The sequence below is a fragment of the Paraburkholderia graminis C4D1M genome (genome assembly GCF_000172415.1).
GTDB lineage: Bacteria > Pseudomonadota > Gammaproteobacteria > Burkholderiales > Burkholderiaceae > Paraburkholderia > Paraburkholderia graminis.
The window spans coordinates 1-16,869 of the sequence record NZ_ABLD01000030.1 but is presented as its reverse complement, the minus strand read 5'-3'; the positions used below and the strand labels follow the sequence as shown (position 1 = coordinate 16,869).

The window sequence follows — 16,869 nt, the reverse complement described above, 5'->3', positions numbered from 1 at the left end:
TCTGCATCGCGAGATCACCCAGGCCGCCGACGAGCAGACGCGCGGCATTCAGGAAGTGAGCTGCGCGGGCTCAAGCCTCAAAGTCGAGCCCGCCAATTAATGACACGGGCTCCGCTTGCGTGTGCGACGAAAAATCGAGTTCGCGCGCGTGGCGCCATGCCTGCAGTTTGCGAGGCAGCGCGGCCAGATAGCGGGCAAAACGCGCCTGCCCTTCGTCTTTCATGAGCCGCTCGATTTCGTCGCTGTCCCACGTCAGATACAGATTCAACGGATGCGCGTAATGCGCGATGTGCTCGAGCGGCGCCGCATGAATACGAAGTCGTGTCGGACGACCAGGACCGCCATACGGCAGCACTTCCGTATGCACGGTCGTGGCGAAGCACGCAGCGATGGCCTCGGCAATGCGAGGCGCGAACTCAATATCGAAACGGTCGGCGGTGTCTGGGCGCATCTCATTCTCCGGCGTGCTGCGCAATGAGCGAAGCATCGTAGCACGCGCAATGCGGCCTCCGGTCAGCGCTTTTTCCCGCCCTCTTCTTCGAGCGGCGCTTATCCCCGCGTTATCCCGCGCGCTTGGCCTTCTGCGCGCGGCTATTGCGCCTGCGAACCACGAAGCCGATCAGCGCCGCCAGCGCGGCCGTGGCCGCATAGCCCGCGAGGCGAATGGCTTGCTCGCCCGGTAAGCGCGCGACCAGCAGCGCGGCAACGGCGCATGCAAGAACCGCGAGCACGACGAGCAATGCATTTGACCGCTTCATTCTGGTGTCCCCTGACGTTTTGACGTGCTGCGTGCCGGCGCGTCCGCGCTCTTTTTCTCAGCATACTCGCGGCAAGCGCGCGAATGCGCAATGGTCTTTAACCCGCAAACCGCGCTTCAGGCGACGCGGCCTCTTCCGCTCGCGCGTGCCTGCTCCAGAATGAATTCGATGAACGTTGCCGCCGCGCGCGTGTGATGGCGGTTCGGCATATAAAGCAGGTACATGTTGGTGCCGAAGATGCTCAGGCGCCATTCGTCGAGCGTCGTCACGACATCGCCGCGTTGCAGATCGTCATGCACCACATAGTCGGGCACGATGCCCACGCCCAGTCCCGCGAGCACCGCCTGCCGCAAAAACAGAAAGTTCTCGGAGATGATGGTCGGCTCCAGCAGCACCTCGTGGCGCTCGTCGCGCAGATACGCGGCAACGCGCAATTGCCGGCCGACCACTGCGGCGGTGATCAACGGCGTGGTGCGCAGATCGTCGAGTTGCGTCGGCATGCCATGCGTATCGGCGAAGGCGCGCGACGCGCACGCAACGTAGCGCACCGCTCCCATGTCGCGCGCGACGAGATTTTGCGGCGGCTCGGACATCACTCGCACGGCGATGTCCACTTCGTCGCGCATCAGGTCTTCGACGCGATTCTCGAACAGCACGTCGAGCACGATGCCAGGATAAAGGCGCTTGAACCCGATCAGCCACTCGGACATCACGAGTTGACCGTAACCGCTCGGCACGCTCAGGCGCACTCGCCCTTGCAGGCTTTGCCCGAGCGTTGTCACCGATTCGCGTGCGGCCAGCAGCGCGTTCTGAATCGCGCGGCCATGTTCGTACAACTGCAAACCGATCTCCGTGGCCTCGACCCGGCGCGTGGTGCGCCGCACGAGTTGCAGGCCGACCGAGCGCTCCAGTTGATTCAGGTGATAGCTCACGTTCGCGCGGCTCATTTTCAGGCGCCGCGCGGCCTCGCTCAGGTTGCCCGCGTCGAGTATCTCGACCAGCAGGGTTAGCGAATTGACGTCCACAAAACCGGCCTTTGTCAAAGTTATTTTGACAGTCTGTCAATCGTTGATGTGATTGTCAATGAACCTTGACCGCTCCACAATCGTGAGCATTCGCGAGACGTGGCATGCGGCAGCCCACCGTCTGCGCGCCGAGACAATCAAAGGAGACGCGCCCATGACCCTCACCTCTTCCACCGACACTTCAGCCGACGTCGTCACGCGCGAATTGCGCGGCAAGGTGCTGCTCGTCACGATCGACCACGCGCCCGTCAACGCGCTTTCCGCCGACGTGCGGCGTGGCCTGCTCGCCGCGATCGAAGCCGCCGACAGCGACCGTTCGGTCGAAGCGGTGCTGCTCGTCGGCGCAGGGCGCAACTTCATTGCCGGTGCGGATATTCGCGAGTTCGGCAAGCCGCCGGTGCCGCCGTCGCTGCCGGACGTGTGCAACCGCATCGAGGCGTGCACGAAGCCGGTCGTCGCCGCGATTCACGGCGCGGCGCTCGGCGGCGGTCTCGAAGTGGCGCTCGCCGCGCACTACCGGATTGCCGTCGAAGGCGCGAAGCTCGGCTTGCCCGAGGTGCAGCTCGGCCTGCTGCCCGGCGCGGGCGGCACGCAGCGCACGCCGCGCCTGATCGGCGCAGAGGCCGCGCTCGATCTGATCCTGAGCGGCCGCCATGCGAGCGCGAAGGAAGCGCTCGCGCTCGGACTCGTCGACCGGTTGGGCGCGAGCGGCGACGTGCTCGCCGAAGGCCTCGCCTATGTGCATGAACTGCTTGCCGGCGATGCAGCGGTGCGCCGCACGCGTGACGCCGGCGCGTTGAGCGATCGCGCCGCCAGCCTCGCAGCGGTCGCCGCGGCGCGTGCCGAGACCGCGAAGAAATCCCGCGGTCTGTTCTCGCCGCTGAAGATCGTCGATGCAATCGAGGCCGCGATCACGCAGCGCTTAGAAGAAGGCTTGCGTGTCGAGCGTCAACTCTTCTTGCAATGTCTCGACAGTCCGCAGCGCGCCGGCTTGATTCACGCATTTTTTGCGGAGCGTGAAGTGTTGAAAGCGCCGGAAACACGCGATGCAAAACCGCGCGCGTTGAATGCAGTCGGCGTGGTGGGCGGCGGCACGATGGGCGCGGGCATCGCGGTCGCGGTGCTCGACGCGGGCCTGCCAGTGACGATGATCGAACGCGACGAGGCGTCGTTGGCGCGAGGCCGCGCGCACATCGAGAAGGTCTACGACGGCCTCATCGCGAAGGGCCGCCTAAGTGCCGTGAAGAAAGATGAGTTCATGGCGCGCTGGACCGGCAGCACCTCATACGATGCACTGTCGAACGCGGACCTCGTGATCGAGGCCGTGTTCGAAGACCTGGCCGTCAAGCAGGCCGTCTTCGCCGAACTCGACCGCGTCTGCAAAGCGGGCGCCGTGCTCGCGACCAACACCTCGTATCTCGACATCGACGCGATAGCCGCGAGCATTTCGCGGCCCGCCGACGTGACCGGCCTGCACTTCTTCTCGCCGGCCAACATCATGAAGCTGCTCGAAGTCGTCGTGCCGCAAGCCGTGAGCGCCGACGTCGTCGCGACCGCGTTCGAGCTCGCGAAGAAGCTGCGCAAGACGCCGGTGCGTGCGGGCGTATGCGACGGCTTTATCGGCAACCGCATCCTCGCCGTCTATCGTAGCGCGGCGGACGCGATGATGGAAGACGGCGCGTCGCCCTACCAGATCGACGCTGCGATGCGCGCATTCGGCTTTCCGATGGGACCGTTTCAGGTGGTCGATCTCGCGGGCGGCGACATCGGCTGGGCCGCGCGCAAACGGCGCGCCGCGACGCGCGATCCCGCGGCGCGTTATGTCCAGATCGCCGACCGCCTGTGCGAGCGCGGCTGGTTCGGCCAAAAAACCGGCCGTGGATTCTATCTGTATCCCGAAGGATCGCGCAGCGGCCAGCCGGACCCGGAAGTCGAGGCGATTATCGACGCCGAGCGCGAGCGCGCCGGCATCACGCCGCGCAATTTCACCGACGACGAGATCATTCGCCGCTACATGGCCGCGATGATCAACGAAGGCGCGAACGTCGTGCATGAACGGATCGCGCTGCGTCCGCTCGACGTCGACGTGACGCTGCTGTATGGCTACGGTTTCCCGCGCTATCGCGGCGGTCCGATGAAATATGCGGACATGGTTGGCCTGCCGAGCATTCTCGCGGACATTCGCGGGTTCGCGAAAGAAGACCCGTTGTTCTGGCAAGCGTCGCCGCTGCTCGTTGAACTCGTCGAGCGCGGCGCGGATTTTGCGAGCCTCAATCAGACAATCTGACGCCGCTTGCCGGTGCTTGTCCGTGCTTGTCAGCAGAAGCATTCGAATCACAAAGGAACTGCGATGGACCTGAACTTCACGCCCGAAGAAGAAGCGTTCCGCGCGGAGGTGCTCGCGTTTCTGCGCGACAAACTCCCGCGGCGTCTCGCCGACAAAGTGCACGGCGGCCGGCGGCTCACGCGCGAGGACATGGCCGAGTGGCACGCGATCCTCAACGAGCGCGGCTGGCTCGCGAATCATTGGCCGGAGGAATACGGCGGGCCCGGCTGGAACGCGGTGCAGAAATTCATCTTCGAGAACGAATGCGCGCTGGCCGGCGCACCGCGCGTCGTGCCCTTCGGCGTGAATATGCTCGGACCTGTGCTGATCAAATACGGCAGCGATGCGCAGAAACATCACTGGTTGCCGCGCATTCTCGACGGTTCCGACTGGTGGTGCCAGGGCTATTCGGAACCCGGCGCGGGCTCCGATCTCGCGTCGGTGAAAACCACGGCCGTGCGCGGCGTCGATGCGGACGGCGAGCATTACATCGTCAATGGACAGAAGACGTGGACCACGCTCGGCCACTACGCGAACATGATCTTCTGCCTTGTGCGCACCGCGACCGACGTGCGCAAGCAGGAAGGCATCAGCTTCCTGTTGATCGACATGAAAACGCCGGGCGTCGAAGTGAGGCCGATCATCACGCTCGACGGCGAGCACGAAGTGAATGAAGTGTTTTTCACGGACGTGCGGGTGCCGGCTGCCAATCTCGTCGGCGAAGAAAACAAGGGATGGACATACGCCAAATATTTGCTGACGTATGAGCGCACGAATATCGCGGGCGTCGGCTTTTCGGTGGCGGCATTCAACCGGCTGCGCAAGATCGCGGCGAAACAGCGGCGCAATGGGCGGCCTCTCGCGGACGACCCGTCGTTCGCGGCGCGCATGGCGCGCGTCGAAATCGATCTCGAGAACATGAAGACGACCAACCTGCGCGTGATCGCCGCGGTGGCGGGCGGCGGGGTGCCGGGCGCCGAAAGTTCGATGCTGAAAATTCGCGGCACGGAGATTCGCCAGGAGATCTCGTCGCTCACGCGCCGCGCGATGGGACCGTATGCGCAGCCCTTTATCGAAGAAGCGTTGCACGACGGTTATCAAGGCGCGCCCGTTGGTCCCGACGAAGCGGCGAGCGCGGCTTCGCAATACTTCAACAATCGCAAGCTGTCGATCTTCGGCGGATCGAATGAGATTCAGAAGAACATCATTTCCAAAATGATCCTCGGACTGTAGAAGGAAACGGACATCATGAACTTCCAGCACACCGAAGATCGCCGGATGCTCGCCGATACGCTGAACCGCTTTATCAGCGAACAGTATGGCTTCGCGACGCGCGACCGGATCGCGCGAACGGCGCATGGTTTTAGCAGTGAGTTGTGGAATCGTTTCGGAGAGCTAGGTATTATCGGCGCGTTGTTCGATGAAGCGAGCGGCGGCTTCGGCGGCGGCGGCTTTGATATTGCAGTCGTGTTCGAGAGCCTCGGGCGCGGGCTCGTGGTCGAGCCGTTTCTCGATACGCTCATCGTCGGCCAGGCCATTGCTCGCAGCGGCAATGACGCGCAGCGGGCGTTGCTCGGCGGATTGATCGACGGGTCGCGTATTGTGGCGCTCGCGCACGGCGAGCCGGATAGTCACTACGAACTCGCCCGAGTGACGACGCGCGCCGAGCGCAATGGCGATGGCGATGGCAGCGCGTGGCAATTGAATGGCGCTAAAGCGGTGGTTCAGCACGGCGAGCAGGCTGCCTTCTTCCTCGTGTCGGCGCGCACCGAAGGCGCGGACGATTCCCAAGCCGGCGTGACGCTGTTTCTGGTGCCTCGCGATGCGCCGGGCGTGAGCGTGCGCGGTTATCCGAAGATCGACGGCGGGCGCGCGGCCGAAGTGAGCTTCGAGAACGTCATACTCGGCGACGACGCTTTGCTCGGCGCGGCGGGCAACGGTTTCGCAACGCTCGAATATGCGATTGCATGCGGCGTACTTGCGCTCTGCTCGGAAGCGGTCGGCGCGATGGACGTCGCGAAGGACTACACGCTCGACTATCTGCGCACGCGCAAGCAGTTCGGCGTGGCGATCGGCAGCTTCCAGGCATTGCAGCACAGAATGGCCGACATGCTGCTCGAGATCGAGCAGGCACGCTCAGCGGTAATCAACGCCGCGGCCGCGTTAGGTGCCGAACGCAAGGTGCGCGAGCGCGTGGTGTCGGCGGCGAAATACAGCATCGGCAGGATCGGTGCGCTCGTCGCGCAGGAGTGCATTCAACTGCATGGCGGGATCGGCATGACGTGGGAACTGCCGCTCGCTCATTACGCAAAGCGGCTTGTGATGATCGATCATCAGCTTGGGGATGAGGATCATCATTTGGAGCGGTTTGTGGAGTTGGGGCGAGAGTGACGATTGTTGAACGCAGTCGTCCCGGGACTCAGGACTGCCGCTGCTAGAATTGGTTGTTCAAACTTTGCAGGCGCAACGCCGGCCGTATGCGAATCGATCCGTACAGCCTCGAGCTGTTCATCTCCGTTGTGCAGGAAGGCTCGATTGCTCGCGCCGCCAGCCGCAATCACATTGCCGCTTCCGCATTGAGCCGGCGTATCGCGGATCTGGAGTCGGCAATGGGCCTCGCGTTGCTGATTCGTTCGCCGTCGGGAGTCGAGTTGACGGAGGCCGGGCGGCATGCCTTTTCTCGTGCGGTGTCGGTCCACGATCAGTTGCAGTCATTCGCCCGCGAGGTGCAGTCGCTCAGCGGCGAGGTCGCCGGCGTCGTGCGTCTGTATGCGAACGCATCGGCGATTGTCGGCTTTTTGCCCGAGCGGCTGAAGGCATTTCAGGCCCACTACCCGCTCGTGCGAATCGCGCTCACCGAGCAGATTAGCGACGAGGTCATCCGCGCCTGCATGGACGACCGCGCCGACGTCGGCATTTCTGCGAGCGGCAAAGCATCCGGCGGACTGGAATCATGGCACTTCGCCGATGACCCGCTGATGGTCGTGCTCCCTCTCGATCACGAACTCGCCGCGCTCGAGGCGCCGACCTTCAGCGACGTGCTCCGCTTTCCACTCGTGGCGCTACAGGCCGGCGGCTCGCTAGACCTGCTCATCAAGGAGCGCGCCGACGCAGCGCGAACGCCGCTCAAACTGTCCGTTACCGTCAACAGTTTCGACGCGCAGTGCCGGATGGTCGAAGCAGGACTTGGCATCGGTATTGTGCCGACGAGCGCCGCGTCCGCGTTCGCCGGATCGCATGCGTTCGTGCGCCGGCCGCTCGATGAAACCTGGGCGACGAGCCGCACGCTGCGGGTTCACGCGCTGCGAAAATCGTCGCGTCTGAAGGCGGTCCAGGCGTTGATTGAAGCGCTGACTGCGCCTGCAAATTAGAGAGACGTCGGCGGACCATCACAAGCCTTTTGCAAGCCCTTCGTGAGGCCATCGCCAATCGCGATGCCCCGTTTGCCGATCCAGCACTTCGCTCAGCTCTCGCCGCCATCTAGATTCGGGTAGAAGGAGAAGTGGATGGCAAAACTGGATTTGACTGGCCGCGTACTGTTTCTTTGCGCGGACCCCGAACGGATCGCGCAACAGCTCGACGGTACGGATCTGAACCCCGCGACGGCAGGCAGCTTGAGAGACGACGTGTCGACGGACGAAATCACGCCGATGAGCGTGCTGACCCGCTTCGACGAACGCCTTGGCCGGGTGCCTTATGTGGGGTTCCGTGCAGGCGATACGAATCCGATCGGTATCGACGCCATTCGCAACGGCGGCTTTCGCGTGACGGTGGCGGGCAACCGGTACGGCAAAGGATCGTCGCGCGAACATAGTCCGCTCGCGGAATATCGCGCCGGCATCCGGCTCGTGATCGCGCGGAGCTTCGAGCGCATCTATCGTCAGAATGCGGACAACCTCGGGCTCTTTACGTCGACGGACTTCGGTTTGATTGAACGCATCCAGCGAGGCGAGCCGATCGACGTCGAAGAGCTCGTCGCCTCGCGCGATAGCCTCGCCGCTGCGATTCTGACAAGCGGCGGCCTGCTGCGTTACGGCGCGCAAAACATGCGCCGAGTCGGCTCTACAACTTCCACGGCCGATGCCGCCAACAACGCGCAGCCGCGCACGCTCGCGCAAAAAATCCTCGACCGTCACGCGCTCTCCACCGATGCAACCGGCGACACGCCGACGCCCGGCAGCGGCGCGTTCGTCCGCGCGGATTGGCGCTTCATCCACGAGTACTACACGGGCATGGCCACGCACATGCTGCATGCCACGTTCGGCAAGCCGCTCACGCTGAGCGATCCCGACACGATTCTCGCGTTCGAGGATCACCTGTCGTATTCGCACAAGAGCGAGCTTCATGTGCGCAACGGCCTGCTGCCCGACGTGCGCGAACTGTCGGCGGCGCATCGTCAGTTCGCGCGCGACTACGCGATCACGAATCACGGCTATCTGAGCGAAGTCGACGGCAGCTTCACCGAGGGTTCACAAGGCATCTCGCACGCGATGATGGCCGAGCGTTACGCGCTGCCCGGGCAACTGATTGTCGGCACCGATTCGCATACGCCGCATAGCGGCGCCTTGGGCTGTCTCGCGTTCGGCGTCGGCACGACCGACATGGCGAATGCGTTTGTCACAGGCGCGGTGCGGATGACCGTGCCCGAATCGCTGCGGGTTAATTTCAACGGCGCGGTGGCGCCGGGCGTCACGGCGAAAGACCTCGTGTTGCATCTCCTGGCCGAACCGCGCATACGTGCGGGTGCGGGCGTCGGAAAGGTGTTCGAGTTCGCCGGCAGCGCTGTGCATCAATTGACGACCGACGAGCGAACCACGCTCACCAACATGACGGCCGAGCTGGGCGGCTTCTCCGGCATTGTCGCGCCCGACGAAGAAACCGTGCGGTTTTTGAAGGAGCGCCGCGGCATCGACTTCGGCCTCGAACCGTGGATGCAGAGCGATGCGGGCGCGACATACGCCGACGTCATCGATATAGACTGCACGCACATTTCGCCGATGCTCGCCGCGCCCGGCGATCCGGGCAACGGCATTGCGCTGCGCGATCTCGCGCAACGCCCGAAGGTGGACATCGCGTATGGCGGCTCGTGCACGGCAGGCAAGCGCGAGGACTTCGATCACTATCACGAGGTGCTCGCATGGGCGCTCGCGCGCGGCTTGCGGGTGCCGTCAGGTGTGAAGCTGTTTCTTCAGTTCGGCACGTCGGAGGTTCGCGATTACTGCGTGAAACGCGGCTATATCGACGCGTTCGAGCAGGCCGGCGCGATTCTGCTTCAACCCTCGTGCGGCGCATGCGCCAATTGCGGACCGGGCTCGTCCACCGACGCGGACCAGGTCACGATCAGCGCGATCAACCGCAATTTCTCGGGCCGCTCCGGGCCTGGGCAGGTGTGGCTCGCGAGTCCGCCGACGGTCGTTGCAAGCGCGCTTGCGGGCAAGATCGCTTCGTTTGCGGAATTGCAGGAACAGTACCGCTAACGGCCGCGGCGCAAGTTGTGACATATTCAAAAAGAGATGCAGATACAGGAGACAGGCATGGCCATTCTGGAGGGCGCGTCATCGCTACGCGTCGGTAATGACGCAGCACAAGCCGAAGCGGCCACGGTCGCCGGCATCGGAGCAATTTCGGCCCGCCTCGACAGACTTCCCGCGACGCGCGCGGTCTGGAAGCTGATTCTGCTGCTCAGTCTCGGATTCTTTTTCGAGCTTTACGATCTTCTCTTCACGGGCTACGTCGCGCCCGGTCTCGTTAAAAGCGGCATTCTCACGCCCACGACGTCGGGGCTCTTCGGCACGTCCGGCGTCGCAAGCTTCGTTGCGGCCCTGTTCGCCGGGCTGTTCGTCGGCACGATCGCGTGCGGCTTTCTCGCCGACCGTTTTGGCCGACGAGCGATCTTCACCTGGTCGCTGCTGTGGTACATGGCGGCGAACACGGTGATGGCGTTCCAGGACACCGCACACGGCCTCAATTTATGGCGCTTCGTTTCAGGCATGGGCATCGGCGTTGAACTCATCACCATCGGCACCTACCTGTCCGAACTCGCGCCGAAGCACTTGCGCGGCAGGGCTTTTGCAGTGTGTCAGGCGATCGGCTTTTCCGCGGTGCCGGTGGTGGCGTTTCTCTCCTATCTGCTCGTACCGAGAACGCCGTTCGGACTCGACGGCTGGCGCTGGGTCGTGCTGCTCGGCGGCATCAGCGCACTCTTCGTCTGGTACTTCCGGCGAAATCTGCCGGAAAGCCCGCGCTGGCTGGCGAGCAAGGGGCGAATTCGCGAAGCGGACGAAGTGCTCGCGCGTCTGGAAGAAAAAGTCGCGCAGCAATACGGCAAGCCGCTGCCTCAGCCTGGGCCCGCGGCGCCGGTGCCGCGCAAGGCGCGATTCGCCGACATGTGGCAGCCGCCCTACCGCAAGCGCACGCTGATGCTGATCGTCTTTCACATTTTCCAGACCGTCGGCTTCTACGGTTTCGCCAACTGGGTGCCTACGCTGCTGGTCAAGCAAGGCATCACTGTGACGTCGAGCCTGCTCTATACGACGGTGATCGGCCTGGCCGCGCCGCTCGGTCCGTTGCTTGGCTACTGGATCGCGGACCGCTTCGAACGCAAGCATGTGATCGTGTGCATGGCCGCGATCAATATCGCGAGCGGATTGCTGTTCAGCCAGGCCTCGGCGGCGGTGATGATCGTGACGCTCGGCGTGCTGCTGACGCTGGCCGGCAACATCATCTCGTTCACCTATCACACGTATCAGCAGGAGCTTTATCCGACGGCGATCCGCGCGCGTGCGGTGGGCTTCGTGTATTCCTGGAGCCGGTTGTCCGCTGTGTTCAGTTCGTTTGTGATCGCGTTTATGCTGAGGGAGTTCGGCGTGACGGGTGTCTTTGTTTTTATCGCGAGCGCGATGGCGCTTGTGATTGTCGCGATCGGTCTGATGGGGCCGCGGACGTTGGGGAAATCTCTGGAGAGTATTTCGCACTGAATGCGTCGCACTGAATGCGCGATTGGCGGGGCACGCTGTGGCGCAAATGAAAAAGGCCTTACAAGCGATGCTTGTAAGGCCTTGATTCTTTGGTCGGGGCGAGAGGATTTGAACCTCCGACCACCTGCACCCCATGCAGGTACGCTACCAGGCTGCGCTACGCCCCGAACAGCAAGAAATTATAACAGACACTTCATTCGATGAGAACCGCCGCCACCAACAAAGCCATTAGCGATTCAACAGGTCGATCACGTGAAGCAGTTCCTTGCGCAACTGTTCGACGTCGACTTCAACCGTGGTCGGCGCCGGCGGTGCGACGCCCTCGACCTGGTCGCCCGCTGCGGCCGGCGCACCGTGCGCGCCGCCGCCATGCGAATCGAGCCGGTTGCGCGCACCGTTGATCGTGAAACCCTGCTCGTACAACAGCTCGCGAATCCGCCGGATCAACAGCACCTCGTGATGCTGATAGTACCGGCGATTACCGCGCCGCTTCACCGGCCGCAACTGCGTAAACTCCTGCTCCCAATAGCGCAGCACATGCGGCTTCACACCGCATAGTTCGCTGACCTCACCAATCGTGAAGTAGCGTTTCGCTGGAATCGGAGGCAAGACGACTTTTTCCATCGTCGCTGTCATCGTCAGTTAGCCGTCGTGGTGGGTTGCGCAGGAACGCGCCAGTCGATCAGCGCGTGAAGCTCGCTTCCGCGCCGTTCTCGACCAGAGCCTTCAGCTTTTGACTTGCATGAAACGTCACAACGCGGCGCGCGGCGATCGGAATCGCCTCACCGGTTTTCGGGTTTCTGCCGGGACGCTGCGGCTTGTCGCGCAACTGGAAGTTGCCGAAGCCCGACAGCTTGACGCTGTCGCCGCTCTCGAGCGCGTCGCGGATCACCTCGAAAAACGCCTCGACCATGTCTTTCGCTTCCCGCTTGTTGAGCCCGACATTGTCGAACAGCAACTCGGCAAGTTCCGCTTTGGTGAGCGTCGGCGTTTCAGTTGAAACGGCGGCGGGTGATGTCGGAATTTCTCGAATCATGGCGCTGCGTTGCGCCGTAAGAAGGGCTTCGAAATCACTCGAGTTCATTTCATTCATATCTATCAAATGGCGCGCCAGACAGAAAACAAAGGATGCGGAAACAGCCGTGCAATTGTTAAATGCGGGTTATCCGCGCAACCGTGCGCCATATACTCGAGCCAGACGTTCCACCAGAGTCTGAATGGCCAGATCGACCGTTTCGTCCTGAAGGGTCCCGCCAGTATCTTGCAAGGTAACTCGGAACGCAAGGCTTTTCTCGTGAGCCGCCAGACCACCGGAAGTGTTTGATTTTGGACGGAATTCGTCGAAAAGCGCAACCTTCTGAACGGTCTTGCAGGCGGGCTCGGACTGGGCCTTCTGGAGCTCGTCGAGAAGCGCCTGCACCTCGATTTTCTGATCGACAACCACTGCGATATCGCGTCGCACCGGCGGGAATTTAGACACTTCCGACGGCGTGGGCAATACGCGTTGCATTAATGCGTCCGCTTCAAGTTCAAACAGAATCGGCGCATGCGGTAAATCATATTTTTGCATCCAGCGCGGATGCAATTCGCCAATCCAGCCGATCGCGCGGCCATCGAGTTCGATGCGTGCGCTGCGCCCCGGATGCAGCGCCGGATGCTCCGCTTTCACGAAGCGCGCCGCCGCCGGCGCGAGCAACGTCTCGACGTCGGCCTTCACGTCGAAGTAGTCGACCGTGCGCGCCGGCGCGCCCCACTGCTCGTCGAGCGCCGCACCGTACGCGAGGCCGCCGATCATCTTCGGCTGCGCGAAGCCTTCGACCGTCAGCTCGCCCGCCTTGATCGACGGATCGTGCAGGAACACGCGGCCCGCTTCGAACACGCGCACGCGGTCGGCGGCGCGCCGGTTCAGGTTCGTGCGCAGCACGTGGATGAGGCTGCCGAACAGCGTCGTGCGCATGACCGACAACTGGCTCGCGATCGGGTTCAGCAAACGCACCGGCTTGTCGTTGCCGGCGAAGTCCTGTTCCCACTCGGCGTCGACGAAACTGAAGTTCACCGTTTCCGCGTAATCGCGCGCGGCGAGCGCGTGGCGGATAGTGTGGATCGAGCGGCGCGTTTCGTGGGTCGCGCGCATCTCGCTCTTCGCGACGGGCGGGCGCGCCGGAATCTTTTCGAAACCGTAGATGCGCGCGACTTCCTCGATCAGGTCCTCTTCGATTTCAATGTCGAAACGGTACGACGGCGGCATGACCGAAAAGGTGTCGCCGTCGCGTTCGAATGTGAGGCCGAGGCGCGTGAAAATCTGCGCAATTTCGTCAGCGCCGATCGCAACGCCAATGATGCGGTTCGCGCGCGACACGCGCATCTTCACCGGCTCACGCTGCGGCACGTTGACGATCTGGTCGTCCACCGGCCCCGCCTCGCCACCGCAAATGTCGAGGATGAGTTGCGTGATGCGCTCGATATGTTCGACGGTGCTCGCGTAATCGACGCCGCGCTCGAAGCGATGGCCGGCGTCCGTCGAGAAGTTGTACTTGCGCGAGCGGCCGCGAATGCTGTCGGGCCACCAGAATGCGGCTTCGAGGTAGATGTTGGTGGTGTCGAGCGTGACGGCCGTGCTGTCGCCGCCCATGATGCCCGCGAGACTTTCGATATGCCGCTCGTCGGCGATCACGCCTACCGTTTCGTCGACTTCGACAGTGTTGCCGTTCAGCAGCTTGAGCGTTTCGCCCTTGCGGCCCCAACGCACGTCCATGCCGCCGTGGATCTTGTCCAGATCGAACACGTGCGACGGACGGCCCAGCTCGAGCATCACGTAATTGGAAATATCGACGAGCGCCGAGATGCTGCGCTGACCCGAACGCTCCAGACGTTCGATCATCCATTGCGGCGACTTCGCACGCGCATTCACGCCGCGGATGACGCGGCCCGAGAAACGTCCGCACAGATCGGGCGCTGAAATTCTGACAGGCAGCGTCTCGTTGAGCTTGACCTCGACTGGCTTGATCTCGAGCGGACGCAACGGTGCGCCGGTGATCGCGGACGTTTCGCGCGCCACGCCGAACACCGACAGGCAGTCCGCCTTGTTCGGCGTCAACTTGATTTCGAAAATGGTGTCGTCGAGATTGAGCGTTTCGCGGATGTCCTGGCCGATCGGCGTATCTTCCGGCAGGATCATCAGGCCGCTATGATCTTCGGACAGCTTCAGCTCGCGCGCGGAGCACAGCATGCCCTGGCTTTCCACACCGCGCAGCTTCGAAAGCTTGATCGCGAACGGCGCGCCGCCCTCTTCGGCCGGCGGCAGTTGCGCGCCGACCAGCGCGACCGGCACCTTGATGCCGGGCGCCACGTTCGGCGCACCGCATACGATGTTCAGCGTCGCGCCCGTGCCGGCGTTCACCTGGCAGACGTTGAGCTTGTCCGCGTCCGGATGCTTGACGACTTCCAGCACCTGACCGACCACGATCTTCGAGGTCGGCGGCGCGGCCGGCCGCAGGTCTTCCACTTCGAGACCCGCCATCGTCAATGCGTGCGACAGCTCGTCCGTGGTCAGTTGCGGATCGACAAAGGTTCTCAGCCAGGATTCCGGGAATTGCATGGTTCTGTGTACGTTCTGATCGGTTTAGGTCCACGTGACGCAGAGGCCAACTGTCACTGCTTGTCACTGCTTGTCACTGCTTGTCACTGCGGGACGCTTTGGCGGCAGGCACTGCGTGCGTTGCCGCGCTCTATGCTCGTCGTCGCGCCGTGCGCGTTCGCTCGGGCGCGCTCAGTAGGCGCGCTCAGGCAAATTGACGCAGGAAACGCAGGTCGTTTTCGAAGAACAGACGCAGGTCCTGCACGCCGTAGCGCAACATGGTGAGCCGCTCGAGGCCGCTGCCGAAGGCAAAGCCGATGTAGCGCTCCGGGTCGAGGCCCATGTTGCGGATCACCGTGGGATGAACCTGGCCGGAACCAGAAATCTCGAGCCACTTGCCCGCGTTCTTGCCCGTTTCGAACAACATGTCGATCTCAGCCGACGGTTCGGTGAACGGAAAATAAGACGGGCGGAAACGCACCTGAATATCGTCGCGCTCGAAGAACTTCTTGAGAAAGTCGGTATAGACGCCCTTAAGATCCGCGAAGCTGATGTTCTCTTCGATCCACAGGCCTTCGACCTGGTTGAACATGGGCGAGTGAGTCGCGTCGCTGTCCACGCGATACGTGCGGCCCGGCACGATCACCTTGATAGGCGGCGTGTTGGTGCGCGCGTAGCGGACCTGCATCGGGCTCGTATGCGTGCGCAGCAGCAGTTGACGGCCGTCGGCATCTTTGCCGTCGACGTAGAACGTGTCCTGCATCGAACGCGCCGGATGGTTTTCCGGGCTGTTCAGCGAGGTGAAGTTGTACCAGTCGGTTTCGATCTCGGGGCCGTCGGCCACGTCGAAACCGATGCTGCCGAAAATCTGTTCGACGCGCTCCCACGTGCGCATCACCGGGTGCAGGCTGCCGGCATGGGCGCCGCGTCCCGGCAAGGTGACGTCGATCGCTTCGGCGGCGAGGCGCTGGTTCAGCAACGCGTCGGCCAGCGCCTGGCGGCGCGCCGTCAACGCGGCTTCGACCTGTTGCTTGACGAGGTTGATCCGTGCGCCTTCGGTCTTGCGCGTTTCGGGATCGAGTTTGCCAAGGCCCTTCAACAGTTCTGTCAGCGCGCCCGATTTACCGAGAAAGCGCGCTTTCTCGTTCTCGAGCGTGGTGACGTCGGAGGCTTCTGCGAAGGCTTTTTGCGCGTCGGCGACAATCTGGTCCAGATCCATTGATCCCATCATTTCAACGTCAGTGTTCTATCGAAACAAAACTGGTTCTACCAACAAAAACGGGGCTCGGTGAGGAGCCCCGTTTTTGTTGCAGCGTCACCGAGACTACCGGATGTTCGCTGCAACGAACCACGCAGTGTTAATTGCCAGAAGCGCAATCAGGCTGCAACGGCGGCTTTCACCTGCTGAACGATCGCAGCAAAAGCAGCCTTGTCGAACACAGCCATGTCGGCCAGCACCTTGCGGTCCAGTTCGATCGAAGCCTTCTTCAGGCCGTTGATGAACACGCTGTACGTCATGTCGTGCTGACGCACCGCCGCGTTGATACGCGTGATCCACAATGCACGGAACACGCGCTTCTTGTTGCGGCGATCGCGGTAGGCGTACTGGCCTGCGCGCATGACCGCCTGCTTGGCGATGCGATAGACGTTATTGCGACGGCCGCGGTAACCCTTGGCCAGCTTGATGATCTTCTTGTGACGGGCCCGTGCGGTAACCCCACGTTTTACTCGAGGCATGTCTTGCTCCTATGAGTTTCGGTTAAGGGTTAAGCGAACGGCAGCATTGCGCGCACGGAGTTCAGATCGGAATCATGAACTGCCGTCGAACCGCGCAGATGGCGTTTGTTCTTGGTGGTCTTCTTGGTAAGAATGTGGCGCTTGAAGGCTTGACCGCGCTTGACGGTACCGCCCGGACGCACCACGAAGCGCTTTGCAGCACTCTTCTTGGTCTTCATCTTCGGCATGACAACTCCATTATTAGATGGATATGGGTGTGCGGTCGGCCAGTTGGCCATTACCCGCCCTTCGAAACCCACTCCACTTGGTATGCAGACCGCCGATACCGCCGGCGGCCGCTTTCAGGAAACGGCACGTTTGCACGAGCGCCGCTCCGAAACCTGCTGACGTCGCGCCGGACACCCGGCGTGACGCCACTCGAACTTGACAACCAGAACGCGCGCCACATGGCGCGCCGCCGCTCTGACCG

At 62.7% G+C, this 16,869-nt stretch carries 15 protein-coding genes and 1 tRNA gene; 6 read left to right on the top strand and 10 right to left on the bottom strand.

The genetic code is table 11. The features are described 5' to 3' along the window. Positions 1 to 70: 70 nt before the first annotated feature. From BGRAMDRAFT_RS29280 to BGRAMDRAFT_RS29270, 3 genes are all read right to left on the bottom strand, one after another. Complete coding sequence (locus tag BGRAMDRAFT_RS29280) at positions 71 to 451, bottom strand: DUF5594 family protein (RefSeq protein WP_006052515.1); 381 nt, start codon at positions 449 to 451, stop codon at positions 71 to 73. Between the two features lie 109 nt (positions 452 to 560). Continuing rightward, a complete protein-coding gene (locus BGRAMDRAFT_RS29275; protein ID WP_006052514.1) occupies positions 561 to 758 on the bottom strand; it encodes a hypothetical protein in 198 nt (65 codons plus the stop codon). A 116-nt stretch (positions 759 to 874) separates the two neighbouring features. After that, complete coding sequence (locus BGRAMDRAFT_RS29270) at positions 875 to 1,783, bottom strand: LysR family transcriptional regulator (RefSeq protein ID WP_006052513.1); 909 nt, start codon at positions 1,781 to 1,783, stop codon at positions 875 to 877. A gap of 154 nt (positions 1,784 to 1,937) precedes the next feature. On the opposite strand from BGRAMDRAFT_RS29270, the gene BGRAMDRAFT_RS29265 reads away from it, so the two are divergent. The 6 genes from BGRAMDRAFT_RS29265 to BGRAMDRAFT_RS29240 all read left to right on the top strand — a co-directional run bounded on the left by BGRAMDRAFT_RS29265 (position 1,938) and on the right by BGRAMDRAFT_RS29240 (position 11,086). After that, positions 1,938 to 4,070, top strand: a complete 2,133-nt coding sequence (locus BGRAMDRAFT_RS29265; RefSeq protein WP_006052512.1) for a 3-hydroxyacyl-CoA dehydrogenase NAD-binding domain-containing protein — start codon at positions 1,938 to 1,940, stop codon at positions 4,068 to 4,070. Between the two features lie 63 nt (positions 4,071 to 4,133). Next, positions 4,134 to 5,342, top strand: a complete 1,209-nt coding sequence (locus BGRAMDRAFT_RS29260; protein WP_006052511.1) for an acyl-CoA dehydrogenase family protein — start codon at positions 4,134 to 4,136, stop codon at positions 5,340 to 5,342. A 15-nt stretch (positions 5,343 to 5,357) separates the two neighbouring features. After that, complete coding sequence (locus BGRAMDRAFT_RS29255; RefSeq protein ID WP_006052510.1) at positions 5,358 to 6,500, top strand: acyl-CoA dehydrogenase family protein; 1,143 nt, start codon at positions 5,358 to 5,360, stop codon at positions 6,498 to 6,500. Positions 6,501 to 6,586: 86 nt separating this feature from the next. Then, positions 6,587 to 7,480, top strand: coding sequence for a LysR family transcriptional regulator (locus tag BGRAMDRAFT_RS29250; RefSeq protein WP_006052509.1), 894 nt, complete (start codon positions 6,587 to 6,589; stop codon positions 7,478 to 7,480). A 135-nt stretch (positions 7,481 to 7,615) separates the two neighbouring features. Then, a complete protein-coding gene (locus BGRAMDRAFT_RS29245) occupies positions 7,616 to 9,586 on the top strand; it encodes an aconitase family protein (protein ID WP_006052508.1) in 1,971 nt (656 codons plus the stop codon). 57 nt (positions 9,587 to 9,643) lie between these two features. Beyond that, positions 9,644 to 11,086 (top strand): MFS transporter, encoded by a 1,443-nt coding sequence (locus BGRAMDRAFT_RS29240; RefSeq protein WP_006052507.1) that lies wholly within the window; start codon positions 9,644 to 9,646, stop codon positions 11,084 to 11,086. A 90-nt stretch (positions 11,087 to 11,176) separates the two neighbouring features. Here the strand turns inward: BGRAMDRAFT_RS29240 and BGRAMDRAFT_RS29235 are convergent. The 7 genes from BGRAMDRAFT_RS29235 to rpmI form a co-directional block, all read right to left on the bottom strand. After that, a tRNA-Pro gene (locus BGRAMDRAFT_RS29235) sits at positions 11,177 to 11,253 on the bottom strand. Between the two features lie 61 nt (positions 11,254 to 11,314). Further along, a complete protein-coding gene (locus tag BGRAMDRAFT_RS29230; RefSeq protein WP_006052506.1) occupies positions 11,315 to 11,722 on the bottom strand; it encodes a MerR family transcriptional regulator in 408 nt (135 codons plus the stop codon). A 46-nt stretch (positions 11,723 to 11,768) separates the two neighbouring features. Beyond that, on the bottom strand, positions 11,769 to 12,179 hold the full coding sequence (locus tag BGRAMDRAFT_RS29225) for an integration host factor subunit alpha (protein WP_006052505.1): 411 nt from the start codon (positions 12,177 to 12,179) through the stop codon (positions 11,769 to 11,771). Positions 12,180 to 12,248: 69 nt separating this feature from the next. Further along, positions 12,249 to 14,684 (bottom strand): phenylalanine--tRNA ligase subunit beta, encoded by a 2,436-nt coding sequence (gene pheT, locus BGRAMDRAFT_RS29220; protein WP_006052504.1) that lies wholly within the window; start codon positions 14,682 to 14,684, stop codon positions 12,249 to 12,251. A gap of 184 nt (positions 14,685 to 14,868) precedes the next feature. Beyond that, the gene (gene pheS / locus BGRAMDRAFT_RS29215; protein ID WP_006052503.1) at positions 14,869 to 15,882 is read right to left on the bottom strand and encodes a phenylalanine--tRNA ligase subunit alpha; all 1,014 of its coding nucleotides are present in this window, start codon (positions 15,880 to 15,882) and stop codon (positions 14,869 to 14,871) included. Between the two features lie 158 nt (positions 15,883 to 16,040). Continuing rightward, complete coding sequence (gene rplT / locus BGRAMDRAFT_RS29210; protein ID WP_006052502.1) at positions 16,041 to 16,400, bottom strand: 50S ribosomal protein L20; 360 nt, start codon at positions 16,398 to 16,400, stop codon at positions 16,041 to 16,043. Positions 16,401 to 16,429: 29 nt separating this feature from the next. Then, positions 16,430 to 16,627, bottom strand: coding sequence for a 50S ribosomal protein L35 (rpmI, locus tag BGRAMDRAFT_RS29205; RefSeq protein ID WP_006052501.1), 198 nt, complete (start codon positions 16,625 to 16,627; stop codon positions 16,430 to 16,432). Between the last annotated feature and the right edge of the window lie 242 nt (positions 16,628 to 16,869).